Here is a 23646-nt window from a genome sequence, read left to right on the forward strand (position 1 = left end):
ATGTAAGACAGAAGAAAAGGTAAATAAGTGATTGAAATTAAGAATGTTTCTAAGTCATTTATGACCAAGCAAGGTCGGCATTATCTATTTAAAGATTTGAACCTGACTATTGGTGATAAACAGAATGTCGGATTGCTCGGTCGCAACGGTGCGGGAAAGTCAACTTTATTACGTATTATATGTGGACTAGATCAGCCTGATCACGGAGAAATCATAACTGACTCGACGATTTCATGGCCCGTAGGTGTGGCAGGTGGTTTTCAGGGTAGCTTGACCGGTCGTCAAAATGTCCGTTTCGTTTGTCGTCTTTATTCAAGTGGATCTTATATTGATGAAAAAATTCGTTTCGTAGAAGAGTTTGCTGATATTGGCAGCTATTTTGATATGCCAGTTAAGAGTTATTCGTCAGGAATGAAGTCACGTCTAACGTTCGGCTTAAGCTTAGCGTTTGATTTTGATTACTATATGCTCGATGAGGCAGGTGCGGTTGGTGATGCGGCTTTTCGTAAGCGTAGTGAAGAGATTTTGGCAGCGCGACGCGCACAAGCAGGGTTTTTAATAGTGTCACACAATATTGGTGATATTAAGCGTAATTGCGATATTGGCATTGTTTTAATGGATCAGACAGCACACGTGTTTGACGATACAACAGAAGCGATTGAGGTTTATGAAAAGCATATCCACAAAGCAAAAAAGTAAGATAGCTAACATCTCGTTATTTATCGGCTTAGTGATCATTCCTTGGGTGCTAGTGATATTTTATGTCATGACACTTGCACATCCGCGCTTCATCTCGACCGCTGACGTGGTTGTGAAACAAGTAAGCGAGTCTAGTGTGCCCTCTGGTGGCGGTTTATCGGCCTTATTGGGTGTGAATAGCACCAGTAAAGAAGATGCCACCTATCTGACTGAATATATCTTGTCTAACGATATGGTGAAGCGCCTCGATAACAAGTTCAAGTTCCGAGAAGCTTATCATGTTGATGGCTCAGATCCGCTCAATGAAATTGACCCTGACGCCTCGCAAGAAGATTTACTCGAATATTTTAAAAGTCGTGTCCATATCAATCTTGACGAACAAAGCTATGTGCTTTCGGTATCGACAGAAGCCTTTGATTCGGATTATGCTTTTGAGCTTAATAAAGCGATTTTGAGTGAGTCTGAGCAGTTCGTAAACCGTATCTCACAAGAAGTTGCTCGTGATCAGCTAGTATTTGCAGAGACGCAACTCGATGAGTCACAAGATCGCTTGAATGATGCCAAAGAGCAGCTACTTAACTATCAAAACGAAAATGAGATTTATGATCCGCAAGCCAATGCGCAAATTGTCAATCAGCTGATTGGTAGCTTACAAGCGCAGCTTAGCTCATTGCGCACAGAAGAGCGACAACTGCTCAGCTATTTGAATCCAGATGCACCGCAAGTGGTGTCATTAAGAAGTCAGATAAAAGCGGTTGAAGAACAAATCAATCAAGAGCAAACTAAATTGACGTCACCAAACACTACCAAATTGAACCGTCAAGCGGTACAGTTTGAGACGATTAAAGCCGACGTTGAGTTTGCCACTGAACTATACAAGTTGTCACTATCATCGCTTGAAAAGGCACGTTTAGAAGCCTTTAAAAAGATGAAAAACTTGATTGTGATTTCAACCCCTTATGAAGCTGAAGAGTCATCATATCCACGTCACATTTATATCATTTGGACATCGCTTGCATTGCTTTTGATGCTTTATGGCTTCGTACGTTTAGTGATGGCAGTGGTTCGTGACCATCGTAGCTAGATTTGATCAAGGCAGTTTTGACAAACCAGATACCAGTAATGATCGACAGATCTGCAAAGGAATACAACGCATGAACATGAAACCACGTCCTATCGTGACGATGATTAAGGTAATGAGCTTGACGATGGCTGCGACCAGCATCTCAGCACTCGCAGCGACCAGTTATGCGGATCAAATATCAGGATCTAGCTTTGGCACTAGTAGCAATAGCATGAGTCAAGACCAAAACCGCAGCAATATCAATGTCTCCACGCAAGCTTTTGCTGGCGGTGTGCCAGGTCAAGCAACGACTCAAGAGGCAGTCGCTGCAGCAAGCTTACCGAGTCAGTCGGTTATTAACACCACACGCCCTTATCAAGACATCAATACCCAAGATTTGATGTTTGGCGAACAGTTATTTCGTGGTGCGTTCTCGACGACTTCTGGCTCTACCTTTAACGACAGCTATGTGATCAACCCTGGTGATAATGTACAGGTGCGGATGTGGGGTGCCTATCAATATGCGGCAACGACAACTGTTGATCCGCAAGGCAATATCTTTTTGCCTAATGTTGGTCCAGTCCGTATTTCTGGTGTGCAAAATGGCAGTCTACAAAACGTGGTCAAGAGTGCTGTCAGTCGCATTTACCGCTCGAACGTTGGTGTTTATGCATCTTTAGAGCAAGCACAACCGGTTAAAGTTTTCGTGACTGGCTTTGTCAAACAACCTGGTTACTACGGTGGGCTTGCCGCAGATTCGGTGTTGTCTTATTTAGATCGTGCAGGTGGTGTCGACCCAACACGTGGTAGTTACATTGATATCCAAATCAAACGCAATGGTCAGATGCTACAGCAAGTCAATTTATATGATTTTTTATTAGCGGGCAAATTACAATCATTTGCGTTTCGTGACGGCGATGTGATTACGGTTGCGCCGCAGAAAAAAACGTTTGTAGTGGGTGGACAAGTTCAGAATGAATACACCTTTGAATTTGATGTGAATGATTTGACCATTGGTGACGTATTGCAAGTGGCCAGTCCAGCAGCGAATGCTACCAACGTTAGTATTACTCGCAGTGCAGGACGAGCGCAAACGGCAGAGTATTATTCTCTTGCAGAAGCGCAGAATGTCCCTGTCTATAATGGCGATCAAATGGTAGTGACCTCAGATCGCTATGCAGGCACAATTGCTGTACAGGTGAAAGGTGCGCATACGGGTAATGGCGCAATGGTTGTACCATACGGTGCTCGCCTAAAAGATATCGTCCCGCAATTGCAGCCGAGTCCACTGGCGAAACTGACGCATCTCACCATATATCGTCAATCTGTTGCTGAACAACAAAAACGCATGATTAATGAATCGCTTGATCGTTTGGAAGAGTTAACACTAGCCACTCAGTCAACGACTCGTGAAGAAGCGGCACTACGCCAAGATGATGCTGCACTGGTTAAGCAGTTCGTCGCTAAGGCTCGTAATGTACAGACTGATGGTCAGATTGTTGTTGTGCCAAACTCGTGGCAGGATATTATTCTGCAACAAGGCGATATTATTGAGATACCAGCGCAAACATCAGTCATTACAGTTAATGGTCAAGTACGAGCACAAGGCGCACTTACCTTTAATCCTGATTATACCGTTGGTGATTATGTTGCCAATTCTGGTGGTTTCTCTGATAATGCCGACGTTAAAGAAATTTTGATTATTCATCAAAATGGCGCCAGCGAAGTGGTCAACACTGCCTACCGTATTCAGCAGGGTGATGAGATTATGGTGCTCCCGAAAGTCAAAACCAAGCGTGTGGAAATTGCTCGTGGCTTATCGCAAATTATCTATCAATTGGCAATTGCGGCTAAGGTTGTATTAGATCTATAACGGTTCATACTGGCTAGGTAGATTGAGACATCAATGACTAATAAAGGTATCGAGAATGGCAAAAAGTGTAAAGCATAAGGATGAGATGCAAGGAATGTCTACCTTTGATGACGCACTATTTTCGCCATTATTGAAGCCTGAGGTATTGGAACCTGAGGCATTAAAACCCAAAGTACCAAAACGTCTGGCGGTAGTCGGTAAAGGTATGCGCCGTAATAACCTTTTATTATCGAGCGTCCTACGAGCAGACATTCAGCGATGGTATCCTTGGTCAAGCTTGCAACAACGTCTTAATATAGGCATTGAAACCCCTGATGCCTTTATCGGTTGGGGTCATAAAAAAAGCTATCAACGAGCAAAGCATGCTGCCAAACGCCAAGATATTCCTACATTAAGTATCGAGGATGGTTTTTTACGGTCGTTAGATTCAGGGCTCAGTAGCCGCTATGGGCTGAGCGTCGTCACTGATCATATTGGTATTTACTTTGATTTAACGCAGCACTCACGCCTTGAGCAACTGATTATTGAGCGTACTAAATATGCTATTACGACCAATAATAAAAGTATAGATGAAGAACGCGCTCGACAACTGATGGTACGTATATGCGACGAAAAGCTTAGCAAGTACAACTCAGTTATCGATTGTCCATCATTGGACAAGTTGGCTGATGAAGAAAATACAAATCCAAAAGAAAGCGCTTCAACATCGCATATTTTATTGATTGACCAAGTGGTTGGCGACGCGTCTATTAAAGGTGCTGGTGCGAACAAACGTCAGTTTAAGAAGATGTTAAAATCTGCATGCCGCAGTCATCCAAATGCTCATATTTGGATCAAGGCTCACCCTGCCTCAAAATCAGGATATCTAACCAATTTAAAGCTGCCAAAAAACGTCCGACTATTAATTCAAACGCTCAACCCTATCGAATTATTAACGCAAGTTAGCGATGTTTATACCGTTAGCTCGCATATGGGCTTTGAAGCATTGATGCTCGGTAAAACAGTGCATTGCTTTGGTGTTAATTGGTATAGTGGCTGGGGACTGACCGATGACAGCGGTGCACCCAAAAATCTGCTTAAAGCGGTCGAGAAACGTCGTCAAAAACTTGTCAGCAAACTGCTAGAGGCTCGGGAACATTCAAATCCTGCGTTGTTTCCTACATCATTTGCTAAAAAAACATCTGCGACGTTAGAAACGTTATTTTATAGCGGCTATATCGATTACAGCCGCTATGTAGATCCAGCCACCAAGCAAACCTGTGACATTGATACAGCGATAGAATGGCTAGTGACTAATCGCTATTGGCAAGGACGCCTTGAGGGTAATTTGACGGTATATGAGTTTAGCCGCTGGAAGCTGCCGTTTGTGAAGGCTTTCGTTCATCTGCCCCGTACCACTCTGTTTATAAAACCCAAACCACGCCTCAAGAATTTGCTGCATCCTGATCACTTACGCGTCAATTATCAGCAGCCGCTATTGGTATGGGGTCTAGCCAAGCGTCAACAGGTACAAAAAAAACTACAGACCAAGATTTCCAAGCAGCATTTACAGATGCCATCTATTTACTGTATGGAAGATGGGTTTATTCGCTCAAACGGTTTGGGTGCGACCTTGCTGGCGCCATTGTCAGTGGTTATAGACAAGCAAGGTATCTACTATGACGCGACGCAGCCGTCAGATTTGGAAACGTTATTACGTCATTGTCAGGCGATGAGCCCACAGCAAAGTAGGCGTATAAAACAACTTCAAGATAAGTTGCTTAATCAGCGGGTAAGTAAATACAATGTTGGGACCGATATCGGCAGTGCTGATAGCCAGCATACTTCTTGGGTACATAATGCAAAGGTATCTGGAAAACGCCGCATTCTTATCGTTGGACAAGTCGAAGATGATTTATCGGTGCAATATTGTGGTTCAGAAATTAAGACCAATAGCGGCTTGATTGAGCGTGTACAGCGAGACAATCCAGATGCTTATCTGATTTATAAACCTCATCCAGATGTTGAGGCGGGATTGCGTGTAGGTAAGGTAGGAGAGGCGCATCTAAAACAAGTTCAAGCGGTCGCTTATGATACAGCGATGCCGGACTGTTTAGAGGGTGTCGACGAGGTGCATACCATGAGTTCATTGACGGGATTTGAAGCCTTGTTGCGTGGTCTAAAAGTGACTTGCTACGGTTTACCATTTTATGCAGGCTGGGGCCTAACGACTGATATTGATGCACAGCTACCATTAAAAGCTGAGTATCTAAGCAGGCGTAAACGAGAAACAGCATTGACACTTGAACAACTGCTGCATTGCACGTTGATAGACTATCCTTTATATCGACTTCCCAATGGTTATGGGCTGGCGCAAGTTGAGCAAGTCATTGATTACTTGTACCCGCCAAAAAATAACGCTTTTGCCACAACTCAAAATGAAATAAATAATAATTCGGTCAAAACAATCTCTATTTCCAAAAAACTTTCAGCCGTACCCAGTCAGTTGAAGCGCCAAGCTGCCACCCGTTTTATGCAGCAGCGTCATCAATGGCAGCAGCGTCTACGTAGCGTGCTTCGTTAGTTTTCTTTGAACGCGTGATGTAAAACCACTGCGACAAGTATGGGCTTTTTCGGTATAATCATTGATAATTAATGTCTATTCACGCGGTCTAACGACCACTCTTGCTTTGATCTTTTATCCTTCAATTAATGGTAATTCAATACTATGGCAGCTTCGATGTCTCATTTGCTTACTCATCGACACGTTTTGCTGTTACAGGGAAAGATGGGCGGATTTTTTGACCGTTTTTCTACATTTTTGCAAACTCAAAATATTCAAGTGAGTAAAGTAAACTTTAATGCAGGCGATGCTTTTTTTTATAGCCACCCCAATACGCATGAATATACGGGTACTTTGGCGCACTTTTCATCTTGGTTGCAGGTTTTTATTACTGAGCATAATATTGATGCGATTGTATGTTTTGGTGACTGTCGCCCACATCATACGCAAGCGTCCTGTATCAGTGAAAAATTAGGCACCTCATTTTTCGTGTTCGAAGAAGGCTATTTACGACCCGATTATATTACCTTGCAAGAGTATGGTATTAATGGCTATTCACGCCTAAATACTGAAGATATTAAAGCGCTCAAAAAGGCCAATGACCATCCAATCTATACGCACAATCGCTTTTATCGGCTAAGTATTGCCGCTATTGTTTATTATGTTATCGCTTGGCTATACAAAAGCCGCTATCCGCATTATTCACATTACCGTGGCATGACGGCATGGCAAGAGGCAATCGCGTGGCTCAAAGCGCCATGGCGTAAATTGCGAGGGTATTTACCTGATAAACAACTACAAAAGAGGCTGACCAAACAAGAAAGTGATAATTATTTCTTGATCAGCTTACAAGTCCATAATGACTCGCAGATTACCCATCATAGTGATTATCATGACATAGTACAGTTTATTGATGAAGCCATTGCAAGCTTTGCAGGTCATGCGAATCAAACACAGCTATTGGTATTTAAACACCATCCCTTAGATCGTGGTCATCGAGACTATCGTGAATTGGTCTCCAGTTTAGCCACACGCTATCAGGTCAGTCACCGCGTCTTTTATGGCTGCGATATGCATCTACCAACCTTGATGAAGCATAGTATCGGCATGGTGACGATTAACAGTACAACAGGATTGCAGTCGGTATACCACAAAAAACCTACTAAGGTGATGGGTCGGGCGATTTACGACACCCCAAAACTGACCGACCCAAAGCCGCTTGATGATTTTTGGCAGCATCCTAAAGACCCAGATAATGAGTTCTATTTAAGATTCCGTGAGTATCTGATCGAGCAGACACAAATCAATGGGGCTTTTTATGGTCGATCGCCATGGATGTACAAATATCTAAAGCAAACAAATAGAGACACCAGCGCAATCTCTGATACGGCTAAATAGCTCATCAAGCAGGAGTTGGCTATCAATGTTCTTTGATTCATTACAGCGTTTAACGTTGCATTATAAAATGCTAAATTAAGCGCTTATTTAACCATTAACGCTATTCAGTCGTTAGTGTCAGCAGCCATTCTAATTCCTACTAATAAAATCGCCTTACTTTACAGTGGAAAACTGCTAGAATACCTGCATATATCGGTACGTCGCAGCAATGGATGTTATTGCCCTTTTTGCGAACCGATCATTATTCTATCACCCTTAATTTAGTAGGCGCTTTGTGACTGCATTAGCCAATATTCGTAACTTTTCTATCATTGCCCACATTGATCATGGCAAATCGACCCTTGCCGATCGTTTCATTCAAATGTGCGGTGCCTTGCAAGACCGTGAAATGCAGGCGCAAGTACTCGACTCAATGGATATTGAGCGTGAGCGCGGTATCACCATCAAAGCGCAGTCAGTGACTTTGTTCTATGACCACCCAAATGGCGAGCGCTATCAGCTCAACTTTATTGATACGCCAGGCCACGTTGATTTCTCTTACGAAGTCTCGCGTTCATTGGCTGCCTGTGAAGGGGCGCTATTGGTCGTAGATGCGGCGCAAGGCGTGGAAGCACAATCGGTCGCTAACTGCTATACCGCAGTCGATCAAGGCTTAGAGGTGATGGCAGTTTTAAACAAAATTGACCTACCACAAGTTGAGCCTGAGCGTGTTATTCAAGAGATTGAAGACATCATTGGTATCGATGCTGTCGATGCCCCACGTGTGTCAGCGAAATCCGGTCTTGGTGTGGATAAATTACTAGAGGCTTTGGTTGCTTTTATTCCTGCACCCACTGGCGACCGTGAAGCCCCGCTACAAGCGTTGATTATTGACTCATGGTTTGACAATTATTTGGGTGTGGTCTCTTTAGTACGCGTACGTCAAGGAACCATACGTAAAGGTGACAAGCTCTATATCAAGTCCACCAAAGAGGCGCACTTGGTCGGCTCTATTGGTGTTTTCACACCGAAACCTCTAGATACGGGTGTTTTGGAAGCCGGTGAAGTTGGCTTTATTATTGCTGGTATTAAAGATATTGCTGGTGCGCCCGTTGGTGATACGATTACCCACGCCAAAACGCCTGATGTCGATCGTATTCCTGGATTTAAGCAGGTAACGCCGCAAGTCTATGCTGGTATGTTCCCTGTCGAATCTACTGACTTCGAAAAATTTCGTGAAGCGTTGCAAAAATTGCAAATTAACGATGCCTCGTTGTTTTTTGAGCCAGATACCTCAGATGCGCTTGGTTTTGGTTTCCGTTGTGGCTTTTTGGGTATGCTACACATGGAAATTATCCAAGAGCGCCTAGAGCGTGAGTATGACTTGGATCTCATCACCACGGCACCGTCGGTTATTTATGAGATTGTAAAAAAAGATGGCAGTATTATTTATGTCGATAACCCATCAAGACTGCCTGAACCTAATAACATTGAAGAGTTTCGCGAGCCGATCGCCCGCTGTCAGATTTTAGTACCGCAAGATTATTTGGGTAACGTTATGACGCTATGTATTGAGCGTCGCGGCGTCCAAGTTGATATGCGCTTTATGGGACGTCAAGTTCAGCTGATATTTGATATTCCGATGGGCGAGGTGGTGATGGATTTCTTTGATCGCCTAAAGTCTGTATCACGTGGATTTGCCTCGCTTGATTATAATTTTGAACGTTACCAAGTCGACAAACTGGTTAAAATAGATGTGTTGATTAACGGCGACAAAGTCGACGCCCTAGCCATGATTGTGCACGAAACCCAGTCTCGTTACCGTGGTAATGCGCTTGTTACTAAAATGAAAGAATTGATACCACGCCAAATGTTTGACGTTGCGATTCAGGCTGCTATTGGCAGTCAAATCATTGGACGTAGCACTGTCAAAGCCATGCGTAAAGATGTATTGGCCAAGTGTTATGGTGGTGATGTTTCTCGTAAAAAGAAACTGCTGTCCAAACAAAAAGCAGGTAAAAAACGCATGAAGCAAGTGGGTAATGTGGAAATTCCACAAGAAGCCTTTTTAGCAGTATTGCAAGTCGATTAAGATATTGACATACGTATAATCATCGCTAGTCTTATAAATTAAAATAGTCAGATAAGCAGCTCGTTAATAGGCAATTTAGTATGGATTTCGATTTTAATTTGATTTTAGTGCCATTAACTATTGGCTTGGGTATTATTTGGCTATTAGATAAGCTAGCGTTTAAACAGCGCAAAACACGTGGTCGCGGTCAAGAGAGCTTATTGGTACGCTGGGCTTATGATTTTTTCCCTGTATTGGCAGTGGTATTAATAGTACGCTCGTTTTTGATTGAGCCTTTTAATATCCCATCATCTTCTATGGTGCCGACGTTATATACAGGCGATTTTATTGCGGTCAACAAGTATGCCTACGGCGTGCGTTTGCCACTGACTTATAATAAAGTATTGGATACAGGCGCACCTGAACATGGCGATGTGGCCGTATTTCGCTACCCAGAAAACCCAAGTATTTATTATATCAAGCGCGTCATTGGCTTACCGGGTGATACGGTCAGCTATGATCAAGGCACGCTTGCTATCAATGACGTACCGGTAGCAACCAAATCAATCGATTTTGATGCCAATGCTGAGCTCACTGCACAGCTGTATCCCCCAGGACAAATTGCACCAGGGCAAGTACTTACGGAAGAAAACGCTGCAGCAATGGGTCAACAAGAAGAAGGTGAGGCGCAGTATTTTCAAGAAACACAAGGTGAGCATGAGCATCTCGTTCGCTACTTGAAAGGTATGAATAGTTCGCAGTACGGGCCGTTTTTGCAGCAGCAGTCACCAGAAGTGGTTAGCTCAGAAGGGAACGAGTGGCGTATTACGGTTCCTGAAGGGAATTACTTTGTGATGGGTGATAACCGTGATCGCAGTGCTGACGGTCGCTTTTGGGGCTTTGTCCCTGATGAAAACCTAGCAGGCAAGGCCGTTTATATTTGGATGCATAAGCCACCTGGTCTCAACGTACCCACCTTTTCGCGTAATGGCTCTATTGATTAAAGTCATGGAACAACAGCGTGTTTATTTATGGACAATAGTTTCGTGCTACTATTATGATGATCCGATAATGTTAAATATCCAATCATTGTGACTGTCTAATGGTTTAATAAGTGGATACTTAGTGTTATTGAGGTATCTAATAAAAATATAGCAATTTACCCGTTGAGAGGTGTTATGGTGCAGCAGTTATCTGGTTTGTCTACCCAGCGCGGCGCTAGCGTGACTAGCATTGTATTATTTATCATTGTTCTCGGTATTGCCGTCAAGTTGATGATTGCTATTGTACCAGCACAGATCGGTGATTATCAGCTGACTAAGCTTTTAGGAATGGAGCTTAAAGAAGCCAATGACAAAGGTGAGACGGCCAAGCAATTCGTCGAGCGTGTGAATCGGCAGTTATCTATCAATGCTGATTATGATACCAATGCAGAAGACGTGTTTACTTTCACTAATAAAAAGACGGGTCAGTTGGCTATCTATAAGAAATACGAGCAAACCAATAATCTTTTCGGTAATGTCGATATTGTCAATCGCTTCGAAGGTGATATTGACGCAACCATGGCAGAGTAGCCTGAATGAGTGTATAGCTCATTTCTTATTTATTCGTCAAACATCATTTACGACCATATTTTTTATTAATTAATCGTTATTAACCAGTCATTATTAACCAATTACCTCAGTAAAACAAAAGGGATAACCACAAGCCACGCATGAAACCAACTTCGCAGCACTCTCAGGCGGTTCCTACTCCCCAAACAAATAACACGTCTGTCGACACGCTTATTGTTAGCTCAGAATTCATCCAACGCTTGGCCATATTAACGCGCAAACTGGGTTATGTGTTTAATAATCTAACACTTCCCAAGCTGGCACTGACTCATCGCTCGTTTGATAGCAAAAAAAACTACGAGCGCTTAGAGTTTTTGGGCGATGCATTATTGGGTATGATTGTGGGTGAGGCTTTATATCATCGTTATCCCAGTCAAAACGAAGGGCGTTTGACGCGTATGCGTGCCACTTTGGTACGCCAAGAATCGCTGGTCATCATTGCTCAAAATCTAGAGCTTTCCAATCATTTAATATTAGGGATAGGGGAGCGTAAAGGTGGTGGTCGTAATCGTGCTTCTATATTAGCAGATGCCGTAGAGTCGCTGATTGGTGCTATCTATTTAGACAGTCAGGATATGACTATTACTCGTGATTGCGTGCTCTCATGGTATGGAGACCTGATTGATAATGTCAATGACCAGAAAGCTCTAAAAGATGCTAAGAGCCGCTTGCAAGAATGGCTACAATCTAAGCAATTTGATTTGCCGCATTATGAGCTTATGGAAACCCGTGGCAATGCACCGCATCAAATTTTTGTGGTGCGCTGTCAGGTAAATATTAGTAACTGCCCTGATATTACTGAATCGGGTGAAAGTCGCCGTATTGCTGAACAAAAAGCAGCAGAGCTGATGATTAATCAGCTGCATAAACTGCCAAGCTTGCCTAAAACTCGCTCGTAATCTAGATATCCCAAGCATGTTCTAACCAAAAAATGAATTTATAATATTTTTTAAGTAAGGGTTATTTTTAAATAATACTTATTTTAAAACCGCAAATATTCTCAAGCCAAGCATGGTGCTGCTATCTTATTTGATACTACTTTATTTTAGATAGCAGTAGAACTGTTGAGCTGATGATAAACCCCACAGGATAAACCTATGAGCAATCATACTGACTTGCCATCAAACAATGAAGATAATACCAACGCTATGACCCAAAAAACAGACGTAAAACCAATACTAGAAAATGCTGAATTAAAAAGTGCTGACTTAAATTCCGAGCACTCAGAAAATAATGAAGCAGAAAGCAACGATGTAGAAAACGATCTGGCCATCGAAGAGTTTTTCTCGCCAAATAATAATGCGAGTATGGCTGATGATTTTAAAGCTGGCTATGTGGCAATCGTTGGACGTCCAAACGTGGGTAAGTCGACCTTGATGAACCATTTATTGGGTCAAAAATTATCTATTACGTCACGTAAGCCGCAAACAACCCGTCATCGTATCCACGGTATTTTGTCAAATCATGAAATGCAGGCAGTATTCGTTGACACACCAGGTATTCATCGCAATGAAGTACGTGCTATCAATGAGCGTATGAATAAAGCCGCAGTATCTGCATTAGTAGATGTTGATTTGGTATTATTCGTTGTTGATTCAGATCAATGGCGTGATGATGATTTGTTAGTTTTACAAAAGCTTGGCCATACTAATCTAACTGTAGTTTTAGTGATTAATAAAGCGGATACCTTAAAAGACAAAGGCAGCGTTTTACCGCTGATGGAAACCTTTAATGACAGCTTTGATTTTGCTGATATCGTACCAGTATCTGCTTTAAAAAACCAAAATCTAGATCGCCTGCAAGAAGTAATCGCCTCACATCTACCTATTGCTGCCCCTATTTATGATACCGAGCAAATCACTGATCGCTCAGAGCGTTTCTTAGCCAGTGAAATTATCCGCGAAAAAATCATGCGTAGCGCCGGTGACGAAGTGCCATATGACTTAACGGTACAGATTGACGGTTTCAAAGATGAACCTGCGCATACCGATCCAAAAACAGGTCGTCCACGTAAGGCTTGTACTTTCATCGATGCAACTATCTACGTCGAGCGTAGTGGTCAAAAAGCCATTGTCATCGGTGATAAAGGTCAGCGTATCAAGCAAGTGGGTATGGATGCTCGTAAAGATATGGAGCAGTTGTTTGATAAAAAAATTATGCTGACACTGTGGGTGAAAGTGAAACGTGGTTGGTCTGATGACGAACGTGCATTGACCAGTTTGGGCTATTAATAGCGATTAAAATTAGCCTTTTATAATCAGTGCTGAGGTAATGATAGATGCGTAATGAAGCATTGATTGGTTATTTGTTACACCAGCGCCCTTACCAAGAAAAACGTGCCTTATACTATTTATTTTCTCAGCAGCATGGTGTCATACATGGGATTGGTAAAAAAGGCGCGCCTTTATTTATGCCTTTACAACTGTTTGCCACGGGTAAGCGGGATTTAAAGACATTCAGTCAGATTAATATTGCACCTCAGCACGTCGTACAGACAGACGTGCTTCCAGAAGACGATGCCGCGAAAACGTTAAAAGCCGTTCCCTACGAAAACATCACTGGTCAACATCAATACGCTGCCTTATATCTAAACGAAATACTATGGCGCTTATTGCCCACCGAAGATCCGATGCCAAAACTATGGCAACATTACCAAGACAGTTTAGATAGGTTAAAACAGCCATTAACGGCTAATGAGCTGCGCTTGTGTTTGCGGCAGTTTGAGCAGTATCTATTTAACGAATTGGGTTTTGCCTTGACACTAACGCAGGATAATGTTCAAGATAGTATCGAGCCTCAGAGTATTTATCGATTCTTACCCGATGCCGGTTTGGTGCCGATTGTGCAAGGTGAGTTTTTAGAAAGTGCTGATATGGGGCGAGCAGTTTTTGAGGGTAGTGAGATAGTGATAATGGTGGAGCAAGGAATAAGCGATGTCACACTTAATGCTTGGTCGCGTTTGCATCGACAACTGATTGACCACCTCCTAGATTATCAGCCGCTACAAAGTCGCTTGCTTTGGCAGCAGCAACAGCGCTATCAGTTATAGCTAAAGTATGAAAAAATTTAAAAGCTTTAACCTCAAAGCATGTTAGTCACCACACCCAGTCGGATGGCTGTCATTAGGCTTAAAAGTAATATTGGCGCCTTGACTGAATGATATTTGATACATCACCTGGCTGTATGTAGAGTTTGCACAATACTTAAAATGCCCAAAATGCCCGCGTGGTTTACCGCTATCACCATAAAATTTGACGTAACGACGTTTTCCTGCACGCAGATGCAAAGTGCCATATTTAGGGTTTAAGGTTTGTTCTTCTAACAAATCGTCTGTCCCTTTATCAAAATTCTGGTTATCGTTGTTATCTACAAAGAGCAACAAGGTTTTATTACTGTTTTTATGACATAAACCATTGCCGTCCGACAAACACACTAATAAGTTTTGGCGACGAATGACACTTTCCGCTTTCGCTAATTTTAGCGTGTCTGTTATTCCGTACCTGATACGCTGAGCTTCCATGCGTGCCAATTGTGTCAAGATAGCGGGTGCGGCAATCATCATGATAATTGCTAATACTGCTACGGTCACCATGAGCTCTATTAATGTAAAGCCATTTTGATGTGAGTGTTTAAAAACGCGCTTATCGAGTGTGGATTTCTCGTTTAAGATAGTCTGTTCAGTGCTTATAGAGCAAATCTTTGGCGCTTGCATCATGACGGCTGGATTAGTAAGCTTATTTCTACCCAAAACCAATTTAAGTAAACTACATGCAGATAGTTGTTGGTAATTTGACGATATTTTATATACTATAGCCATAGGATTATTACTTGTAACAAATAATGTATTTGACACTTTGTCAGAATGAATGTGACCAATACCTGTGATTAAGCCTCATAAATATTTTTGTTAAGAATATTTAGGTTCCTGCGATATTAATCGCTCTATGTACTCATCATTTTAGCCAAATATAAAAAATTAGATTAATGTTTGCTATTACAATATAAACAGAATATATGTCTACTGTCAAAAAATGTTTCAATTAGTGAACAGGTAGTTTTAACAATAGAGAAAAAGTACCAGTTGTATTAAAATACCCTCAACCAAAAGAGACACTTCGGTTGAAAGTCTATTGCGAACTCATACACAAAAGGCAAAAAACGTAAGGTGTGTTTGTTCTCAGTAACTTAAGCTGGCTATTGTGTTTTAGTTACGACATTATCGTGTAATAATGTGTAGCTCGTTAACGAAAAAAGTTGTAAACTGAATCGATAATCGCTAAGCTACTTCTAAATTAGTTTTGCTTTGTCATTTAAAATTCGTAAAAGATGTCTATTCTGGAGCATCTTGAGAAGTGGTTTTGCTTAACGCATCACTAAAATTATCCTTTGGAGGAAGTCCATGAAATTGAATAAAATCGCTCTAGCTCTGGTTGCCGTAGCAGCTGCGCCTCTAGCAGCTAACGCTGGCGTTACTATTAGCCCATTGTTACTTGGTTATCACATGGTTGATGACGAATTCAGTGATACAGCTGACAAACAGCGTGAAATCCTACGTACCGGTAAGAACTTACAAGACAATACTGACCGTGTTGGCAATCCTAACGGTGGTGTAGCTAAAGAAAGTAGCCTATATACTGGTGCTGCGCTAGGTATTGAATTAACTCCTTCTACTCAGTTCCAAGTAGAGTACGGTGTATCTAATGCAAACGGCGAAGCATCTGAAGATTCTGCAAAGTCTGGTATCAACCGTTTTGACGTTGAACAAACCATGATCTCTGGTAACTTCTTAATCGGTACTGAAGAATTTACTGGTTATACTGATGGTGCACTTAAGCCTTATGTATTAGTTGGTGCTGGTCAGTCTAAGATCGAAGTAGAAAACCAAGAGCGTTACACTGCTTCTAATGGCGACATTGTTGACGCTGGTACTGAGGTATCAAGCTCAAAAGACACTATCGGTAACCTAGGTCTAGGTGCTATGTATCGCATCAACGACGCGTTAAGCCTACGTGGTGAAGCTCGTGCGATTCATAACTTCGACAACAACTGGTGGGAAGGCATGGCTCTAGCCGGTCTAGAAGTTGTACTTGGTGGCCATTTAGCACCTACAGTAGCTGTTCCTCCAATGGAAGAGCCTATGGTTGATACTGCACCAATCGTTGTTGTTGAATCTGATCTTGATTCTGACGGTGATGGCGTACCTGATAGCATCGATGCATGCCCAGGCACTCCAATGAATGTTGTTGTTGATGAACGTGGTTGCCCAGTACCAGTAGATATTACTGACGAACTGAAAATGGAACTTCGTGTATTCTTTGATAACGATAAATCAGCTATCAAAAACCAATACAAGCCTGAAATCGCTAAAGTAGCAGAGAAGATGCGTGAGTATCCTAATTCAACTGCACGCGTAGAAGGTCATGCTTCTAAAACTGGTCCTTCAGCACGTTATAACCAACGTCTGTCTGAAGCCCGTGCTGTTGCTGTGAAATCTATGTTGACTAACGAATTTGGTATTGCTCCAAACCGTCTATCAACAGTTGGTTATGGTTATGACCAACCAATCGCACCAAACGACACTGAAGAAGGTCGCGCTATGAACCGTCGTGTTTATGCCATCATTACTGGTGACAAAACTATGACTGTTGAACAAACTAAAGATATGGTTGTTCAGTAAATAATAGCTAGATAGTTATCTTCTAAGTTATATCGTTACAAAAAAAGCTACCCAATGGGTGGCTTTTTTTTATTTATGTACTGAGAAAAGTAAGTTATTACATAAATTGATCGTGCAATAATGTTATACTATCGACCCAAACACTTTGTAGATTGACAAAGTGTACATTAGCATAGCTATCTGTACGATGGATTTTCCAGCATAGGTATTTGATTTTACTACTATTAATTAAATGAATTCACCTATTGTGTACTCATTTACAAGTCCTGTAGTCATATCTCTCTGGTTGATGGTAAAAGTTTATCCAGCGGTGCTTACTGCTACTGCATTTTTTTTAAGACGAAAAGAGCATTTTATATGGCGAACGATATCAAACACCTGCGTAACATCGCAATTATTGCCCACGTTGATCACGGTAAGACAACTTTGGTTGATAAACTATTACATCAATCTGGCACTTTTGGCGATCGTGCAAACATTGCTGAACGTGCAATGGATTCAGGCGATATTGAGCAAGAACGTGGCATTACCATTTTGGCTAAAAACACAGCTATCCGCTGGACAGATAAATCTTCGGATACAGAGTATCGCATCAACATCGTTGACACCCCAGGTCACGCCGATTTTGGTGGTGAAGTTGAGCGTGTCATGTCGATGGTTGACTGCGTACTTCTAGTGGTTGATGCTGTTGATGGTCCAATGCCACAGACTCGTTTCGTAACGCAAAAAGCGTTCGAGCAAGGTCTAAAGCCTATTGTTGTTATCAACAAAATTGATCGTCCTGGTTCGCGTCCTGATTGGGTAATGGATCAAATTTTTGATTTGTTCGATAACCTAGGCGCAACTGATGAACAGCTTGATTTCCCAGTTGTTTATGCGTCAGCATTGAATGGTATTGCGGGTTTAGAAGCTGATGATTTAGCTGATGATATGACGCCACTGTTCAAAACTATCGTTGATGTCGTGCAGCCACCACAAGTGGATGCAGATGCACCGTTCCGCATGCAAATCTCAAGCCTTGACTTCAATAGCTTCGTTGGTGTTATCGGTATTGGTCGTATCCAGCGTGGTAAAGTTAAGCTTAATACGCAAGTAACAGTTATTGATAAGCATGGCAACACGCGTAATGGCCGTATTCTAAAAATCATGGGCTATCATGGTCTTGATCGTATTGATGTTGAAGATGCACAAGCTGGTGATATCGTTTGTATCACTGGTATTGATGCACTTAATATCTCAGATACGATTTGTGATCCAGCTAACGTTGAAGCATTACCAGCACTAACGGTTGATGAACCAACCGTATCAATGAACTTCCAAGTAAACAACTCACCGTTCGCTGGTCGTGATGGTAAGTTTGTGACTTCACGTAATATTCGTGAGCGTCTTGAGCGTGAATTGATTCATAACGTTGCACTACGTGTAGAAGACACAGAGTCTCCTGATAAATTTAAAGTATCAGGTCGTGGTGAGCTTCATTTATCTGTACTAATCGAAAACATGCGCCGTGAAGGTTTTGAGATGGGTGTTTCAGGCCCAGAAGTTATCGTTAAAGAAGTTGACGGTAAACTACAAGAGCCGTATGAAAACGTTGTGTTCGATATTGAAGATGAGCATCAAGGTTCTATCATGGAGCAGGTTGGTCTACGCAAAGGCGAGATGACTAACATGGAACTTGATGGCAAAGGTCGTATGCGTATTGAAGCAACGATGCCAGCACGTGGTTTGATCGGTTTCCGTTCTGAATTCTTGACCTTAACATCAGGTTCAGGAATCATGACGTCAAGCTTCTCACATTATGGTCCACAGAAAATTGGTGATGTTGGTGGCCGCTCTAATGGCGTACTCGTTTCTATGGCTAAAGGCGTTTGCCTAGGCTTTGCATTGTTTAACTTGCAAAAGCGCGGTAAATTATTCGCTGAGCCACAGCTTGAAGTATATGAAGGTATGATCGTTGGTCTTAACTCACGTAACGATGATATGGCTGTTAACCCAACGACTGCTAAACAGTTAACTAACGTTCGCGCTAGTGGTACTGATGAAGCATTGACGTTGACTCCAGCAGTTAAGTTTACGCTTGAACAAGCACTTGAGTTCATCCAAGATGACGAATTGGTTGAAGTAACACCTAAAGCAATTCGTCTACGTAAGCGTTACTTGACTGAAAGCGAGCGTAAGCGTCATGGTCGTAAGAAAGGTGCTTAGTAGCTTATATTAGTACCAATAAATTTCTAAAAAAAAGGCTAACATCATGTTAGCCTTTTTTATTGTCGGTCTATAAATAATTGTTAGGAGTAATTAGTTGGCAGTAAGTAGTAATTAGACAGTGTTGAAATAAATTTGAATATTTAGCAGATGCTCATCTTGTAGAATGATCGCTTGATGGAGTGATTGTCTTAAGGGGTAACTATCACATAATCATTTGTATTGATCAAAATCTCTGACGGTTGATCAACGACAATACGTACGATATTGTTATCGCTGACTTGTGACTTATAGTAGTTGTCTTCGGCAACCGTACAGCCTAAGCACCGTCCCATCGCATCCCAAGGCTCTACAAATAGCTTCTGCTGAGCTTGATCCGCGTTACCACCGATTAGAGAAAAAGGCAGGCTGACAATATAAGCTGCCGTACCAGCCACGGCAGTCACTAAACCCAGTGGCTTGCCAACGATAGTATCTACTGCCATAGTGCCATAAGAAGGCCCAAAGTCATCTTCATCAATTTCTATCGCTGCCAAAGCAGGTTGCATACTGGCCACAATCAAGCTTACGCTTGTAATCAGGGTAAAAATTTTGCGCTTGACGGTGCGTTGTGTATGGGCTTTAACAGTCATAATGATATCCTAAAACTCGTAAGCAGTATAATGGATGGCTGCTGCTATTTTCATACAGAGACAATTTCCCTATACAAGCAATGCGGCAACGATAAATAGATTAATTATTACAGATAAATAAATGGTTTGCACTATTTATGTAAGCTCTTTCACTATTAAAGCAAGACGTAGGCCAATAAGCAACAAAAATGCGTGTGATACAGCTACTGTAATCACAAAATTTACTAACCTTAAAAAATATTCTCTATTGTATCAGTGAGGCTTGATAACATTAATGCTTATCAAGTATGTCGTAGCATTTCACTTACTACGCTAGGGGCTGGCAGTTGGGGCAGTAAACGCTAGCACGTCCATTTAGCTTGATATTTTCTAGCGTCGTTTGACAGTGCGGACAAGCTTCACCCTGTCTACCATAGACATTTAGAGTCTGTTGAAAATATCCAGTTTGCCCGCTAGCGACCGTGAAATCTCGTAAGGTCGAGCCACCCAGCGCTATCGCTTTTTGTAGAATGGTTTTAATATGATCGACCAAAATAAAAATATCATCATACGATAATTGATGAGCAGGGGTCGCAGGATGAATCCCTGATAGATACAGACTTTCGGTCGCGTATATATTGCCAACGCCAACGACCACTTGCTGCTCCATAATGACAGATTTAATAGCTCGCGTGATTGGCCGCTTTTTCGATTTAGCTCTACTCGCTGTTTTTTTACCAGCCGTAGTTTTAATAGCGGTTTTATCAGATAGATCCGTGCGTTGGATGAGCTGATACAAGTAATCAGCAGTGAATTCCTCTGATAAAGGCTCGGCACCCAAGTGATCTAACAGCTTCGCAGCATAATCCTCATGCCACAGCACCGAGCCAAAGCGTCTAGGATCATGATAGTGTAATTGTATTTGCTTTTTATCAGTGCTACCAAATACCATCACTAAATGGTCATGTTTTCGCTTCTCTGTACCCTTACTGTGCTGCTGTAAACTACCGGACATACCCAAATGAATGAGAAGCTGCCGCGGTGCCAATGTAGCAAGCTCAGTAGTAGCGTTATTCTTAGATAAGGGCGGTAAGAAATTTAATATCAAATACTTCGCTCGTCGCTCGATGCTGCCTAAGGTATAACCATCCAAGGCATCTAAATCGTCAGGCATAGACCAGCGCAGTTTTGGCTGGAATACTTTTACATCAATCACTTGTTGCCCCAATAGAGGGGTTAAGCTGGTTTTGGTTGTTTCTACTTCAGGCAATTCAGGCATAGTGTTTTTGGTAATAACTCGATTATTAAATGGATAGGTTTGCACAAAGCCTTAGCATTTTACTTAAGCAACCGCACGCCGTGCATGTAATATGCCATGCTGCTGTTCAAGTTTGGCTAAGAGCTTGGACAAATGCGCCAATCCTGACACCTCAATATGAAACTTTAAAAAGGCAATATTGTCATCATTACTCAGGGTCTCAACTTGACGAATATTGACGTTTTCTTTGTCGATAATTTGAGTTAAATCACGTAATAATCCACGTCTATCATAAGCTTCTACATGAATGTCTACGGGTTGGTAACGACCTGATTTTACGCGCCAAGCAGCATCTATCTGGCGCTCAGGGTCACGTTCAATAAGGCGCAAATATTCTGGACAGCCCCGATTATGTACACTAACGCCGCGTGACAAAGTGATGTAACCTGCAATCGGCTCACCGTGTACAGGATGACAACAGCCTGCTAAGTTGACTTCGATATTGTCCAGACCGTCGATATGAATTTTATAGGCATCAATTTTGCCAGCATCTCTAGCATCGACACTGGGTGTGAAATCTTCCTCAGGTCTCTCTGGCTCTAAGTGTAGCTGACGAGAGATATGGCTGGTCAGCTGGTTTAGGCTGATATCACCTGTAACCAAACCAACAATGACGTCGTCTGTATTATTAACGTGAAAAAACTGAGTGTAATCATTTAAATCAATACTGTTAGGGTGGACGGATAAACGCTCCAGCTCTTTACTTAGCATGTGCCGACCGATCTCAATATTTTTGTCGCGGTCTTGCTTGTTAAACCATTGACGCAGTTTTGAGCGTGCTCGATTGGTATGAATATAACCGAGTGAGGCAACCAGCCAATCACGATTGGGCTCGCGAGAAGCTTTGGTAATAATCTCAACTTGCTCACCAGTTTTGAGCTGATAAGTCAGAGGCACATAGCGTTGATTGACCCGAGCGGCTTGCGCACGGTTACCGACCTGAGTATGTACATAGTAGGCAAAATCAAGGACGGTCGCGCCTTTCGGAAGTTCGGTAATATCACCATCACGACTAAAGATGTAAATGCGCTCAAGCTCATCAAAATCAACCAGTTGCTCTTCTTCGTCGAACTCTATTTCTTCTAGCTCATCACCAGTCAACATGGATGAGCGTGGCTGATTGCGTGTTTCATTATTGATAGAAAGCAGTTGACGCAGCGAGCTGATTCTCTGGTTGAGATAATTGTCTTTTTTGTTTTTTAGCCCTTCTTTATAATTGACATGCGCGCACATGCCAAGCTCAGCCTCAAAGTGCATCTCATGGGTACGAATCTGTACTTCAAGCGATTTGTTTTCGGCAATCACCGCCGTATGCAGCGAGCGATAGCCATTTGATTTAGGATTGGTAATATAGTCATCAAACTGTTCAGGGATATAGCGCCACAGACCGTGTACCAATCCTAAAACGTGATAACAGTCGGAAGGATTGGTCACTAACACACGCAGCGCACGAATATCGTAAAGCTGATCGAAGGATAAGCCTTTGAGCTTCATTTTTCGATAAATAGAATAGATGTGCTTGACGCGTCCTGACACTTCACCCGCGATATCTGCTTCCGCCAAGGCTTCATTGAGCTTATCTTGCACACGCTGAATATAAGACTCACGTTCGCTGCGTTTTTCTGACAATAGCTTGGCTATTTCTTTATAACGTTCAGGGGCGAGATATCGAAAGGCGAGGTCTTCAAGCTCCCATTTTAGTTGGGCGATACCCAATCTATGGGCCAGTGGCGCATAGATCGTCATGACCTCACGTGCCACTCGATTTTGCCGCTCTAAGTGAGAAAAGGTCAATTCGCGCATGGCGAAGGTACGTTCAGCCAGCTTAATAAGCACCACACGCACATCATTGGTGACGGAGATGAGCATGCTATAGATGTTTGATAATTGGTCACGCTGATTGTTTACGAAGTGATCTTCTAAGCGTTTGTTACTTTCGATAATTTCCGACAGTTTACCCATTGCCAAAGTATCTTTGACCAAGGTGGATATATCCTTGCCAAATTTTTGCTCAATTTCAGTCAGACTGATGATTGATTTGCGGGCACTGCGATAGAGCATCGCAGCAACCAGCGCATCTTCATCTTGATAAAGGTAGGTCAATATATCAGTCATACCGATACCAGTGACATAAGCACCGGAGCGTTCAGATTCGCTGGTATTCATATGACTACGAATAAAGTCACAGGCAGCGCTGAGGTTGGGGACAGACTCTTGGCCGATACGCTTGGCCACGTTATCTAACCACGCAGGGACATCAATATTGGCATTGTCTAGATCGATTGCTTCAAGCTCTTCTTCTGAGAGAATATGAGCATCATCTAAAAGCTGGTTGTCCAAATATTCATTTTCAAGATTTGGGTCATGACTGTGGTAAGCATGCTGTGCAGAGCGATCAAAAGTCGTATGCAGCTTGTGAGTGGCCAGTTGGTATTTGATATCGAGTGGAATTTGAGCATAGCTATTAGCAGACTGATGAGAGCGTTGACTCGCAACCAGTTGTGCCGCTAACGTCGCACTGTCGGCTTGTGTGGTCTGTCCATCTACCAACGGTAATCCTTCACGAATTTTTACCATAGCCGACTCCTCTTAGCTAT

General features: G+C 42.4%; 17 protein-coding genes. 13 read left to right on the top strand and 4 right to left on the bottom strand.

Going from position 1 to position 23646, the window contains the following annotated elements:
- Positions 1–27 precede the first annotated feature (27 nt).
- The 11 genes from ACTQ9T_RS08655 to recO all read left to right on the top strand — a co-directional run bounded on the left by ACTQ9T_RS08655 (position 28) and on the right by recO (position 14287).
- Positions 28–699 (top strand): ABC transporter ATP-binding protein, encoded by a 672-nt coding sequence (locus tag ACTQ9T_RS08655; protein WP_201592710.1) that lies wholly within the window; start codon positions 28–30, stop codon positions 697–699.
- Positions 668–1783 carry a capsule biosynthesis protein gene (locus ACTQ9T_RS08660; RefSeq protein WP_440464796.1) on the top strand — a complete coding sequence of 372 codons (1116 nt, stop codon included), beginning with the start codon at positions 668–670 and terminating at the stop codon, positions 1781–1783. The genes ACTQ9T_RS08655 and ACTQ9T_RS08660 overlap by 32 nt, the downstream gene beginning before the upstream one ends.
- Before the next feature lie 70 nt (positions 1784–1853).
- Positions 1854–3635, top strand: coding sequence for a polysaccharide biosynthesis/export family protein (locus ACTQ9T_RS08665; RefSeq protein ID WP_201592707.1), 1782 nt, complete (start codon positions 1854–1856; stop codon positions 3633–3635).
- 55 nt (positions 3636–3690) lie between these two features.
- Positions 3691–6198 carry a capsular polysaccharide biosynthesis protein gene (locus ACTQ9T_RS08670; protein WP_440464797.1) on the top strand — a complete coding sequence of 836 codons (2508 nt, stop codon included), beginning with the start codon at positions 3691–3693 and terminating at the stop codon, positions 6196–6198.
- A 144-nt stretch (positions 6199–6342) separates the two neighbouring features.
- On the top strand, positions 6343–7575 hold the full coding sequence (locus ACTQ9T_RS08675; RefSeq protein WP_440464798.1) for a capsule biosynthesis protein: 1233 nt from the start codon (positions 6343–6345) through the stop codon (positions 7573–7575).
- Positions 7576–7849: 274 nt separating this feature from the next.
- Complete coding sequence (gene lepA, locus ACTQ9T_RS08680) at positions 7850–9646, top strand: translation elongation factor 4 (protein ID WP_189582726.1); 1797 nt, start codon at positions 7850–7852, stop codon at positions 9644–9646.
- Positions 9647–9726: 80 nt separating this feature from the next.
- The gene (lepB, locus tag ACTQ9T_RS08685; protein WP_440464799.1) at positions 9727–10629 is read left to right on the top strand and encodes a signal peptidase I; all 903 of its coding nucleotides are present in this window, start codon (positions 9727–9729) and stop codon (positions 10627–10629) included.
- 174 nt (positions 10630–10803) lie between these two features.
- On the top strand, positions 10804–11199 hold the full coding sequence (locus ACTQ9T_RS08690) for a DUF4845 domain-containing protein (RefSeq protein WP_010201783.1): 396 nt from the start codon (positions 10804–10806) through the stop codon (positions 11197–11199).
- Between the two features lie 140 nt (positions 11200–11339).
- Positions 11340–12137, top strand: coding sequence for a ribonuclease III (rnc, locus tag ACTQ9T_RS08695; RefSeq protein WP_010201782.1), 798 nt, complete (start codon positions 11340–11342; stop codon positions 12135–12137).
- 198 nt (positions 12138–12335) lie between these two features.
- Positions 12336–13469, top strand: coding sequence for a GTPase Era (era, locus tag ACTQ9T_RS08700; protein WP_440464800.1), 1134 nt, complete (start codon positions 12336–12338; stop codon positions 13467–13469).
- 47 nt (positions 13470–13516) lie between these two features.
- The gene (gene recO / locus ACTQ9T_RS08705) at positions 13517–14287 is read left to right on the top strand and encodes a DNA repair protein RecO (protein ID WP_189582718.1); all 771 of its coding nucleotides are present in this window, start codon (positions 13517–13519) and stop codon (positions 14285–14287) included.
- A gap of 42 nt (positions 14288–14329) precedes the next feature.
- On the opposite strand, the gene ACTQ9T_RS08710 is transcribed toward recO, so the two are convergent.
- A complete protein-coding gene (locus tag ACTQ9T_RS08710; RefSeq protein ID WP_440464801.1) occupies positions 14330–15055 on the bottom strand; it encodes a GspH/FimT family pseudopilin in 726 nt (241 codons plus the stop codon).
- 582 nt (positions 15056–15637) lie between these two features.
- On the opposite strand from ACTQ9T_RS08710, the gene ACTQ9T_RS08715 reads away from it, so the two are divergent.
- Together ACTQ9T_RS08715 and typA are read left to right on the top strand one after the other, a co-directional pair.
- Complete coding sequence (locus ACTQ9T_RS08715; protein WP_440464802.1) at positions 15638–16915, top strand: OmpA family protein; 1278 nt, start codon at positions 15638–15640, stop codon at positions 16913–16915.
- A gap of 357 nt (positions 16916–17272) precedes the next feature.
- On the top strand, positions 17273–19120 hold the full coding sequence (gene typA / locus ACTQ9T_RS08720; RefSeq protein WP_010201777.1) for a translational GTPase TypA: 1848 nt from the start codon (positions 17273–17275) through the stop codon (positions 19118–19120).
- Positions 19121–19311: 191 nt separating this feature from the next.
- On the opposite strand, the gene ACTQ9T_RS08725 is transcribed toward typA, so the two are convergent.
- The 3 genes from ACTQ9T_RS08725 to ACTQ9T_RS08735 form a co-directional block, all read right to left on the bottom strand.
- Complete coding sequence (locus ACTQ9T_RS08725) at positions 19312–19752, bottom strand: hypothetical protein (protein ID WP_189582712.1); 441 nt, start codon at positions 19750–19752, stop codon at positions 19312–19314.
- Between the two features lie 307 nt (positions 19753–20059).
- Positions 20060–21010: a bifunctional DNA-formamidopyrimidine glycosylase/DNA-(apurinic or apyrimidinic site) lyase gene (gene mutM, locus ACTQ9T_RS08730; protein WP_440464870.1), complete on the bottom strand. Its 951-nt coding sequence runs from the start codon at positions 21008–21010 to the stop codon at positions 20060–20062.
- Positions 21011–21073: 63 nt separating this feature from the next.
- Positions 21074–23626, bottom strand: coding sequence for a RelA/SpoT family protein (locus ACTQ9T_RS08735; protein ID WP_010201773.1), 2553 nt, complete (start codon positions 23624–23626; stop codon positions 21074–21076).
- Positions 23627–23646 lie beyond the last annotated feature (20 nt).

It is taken from the genome of Psychrobacter sp. ASPA161_6, assembly GCF_051970285.1.
Lineage (GTDB): Bacteria > Pseudomonadota > Gammaproteobacteria > Pseudomonadales > Moraxellaceae > Psychrobacter > Psychrobacter glaciei.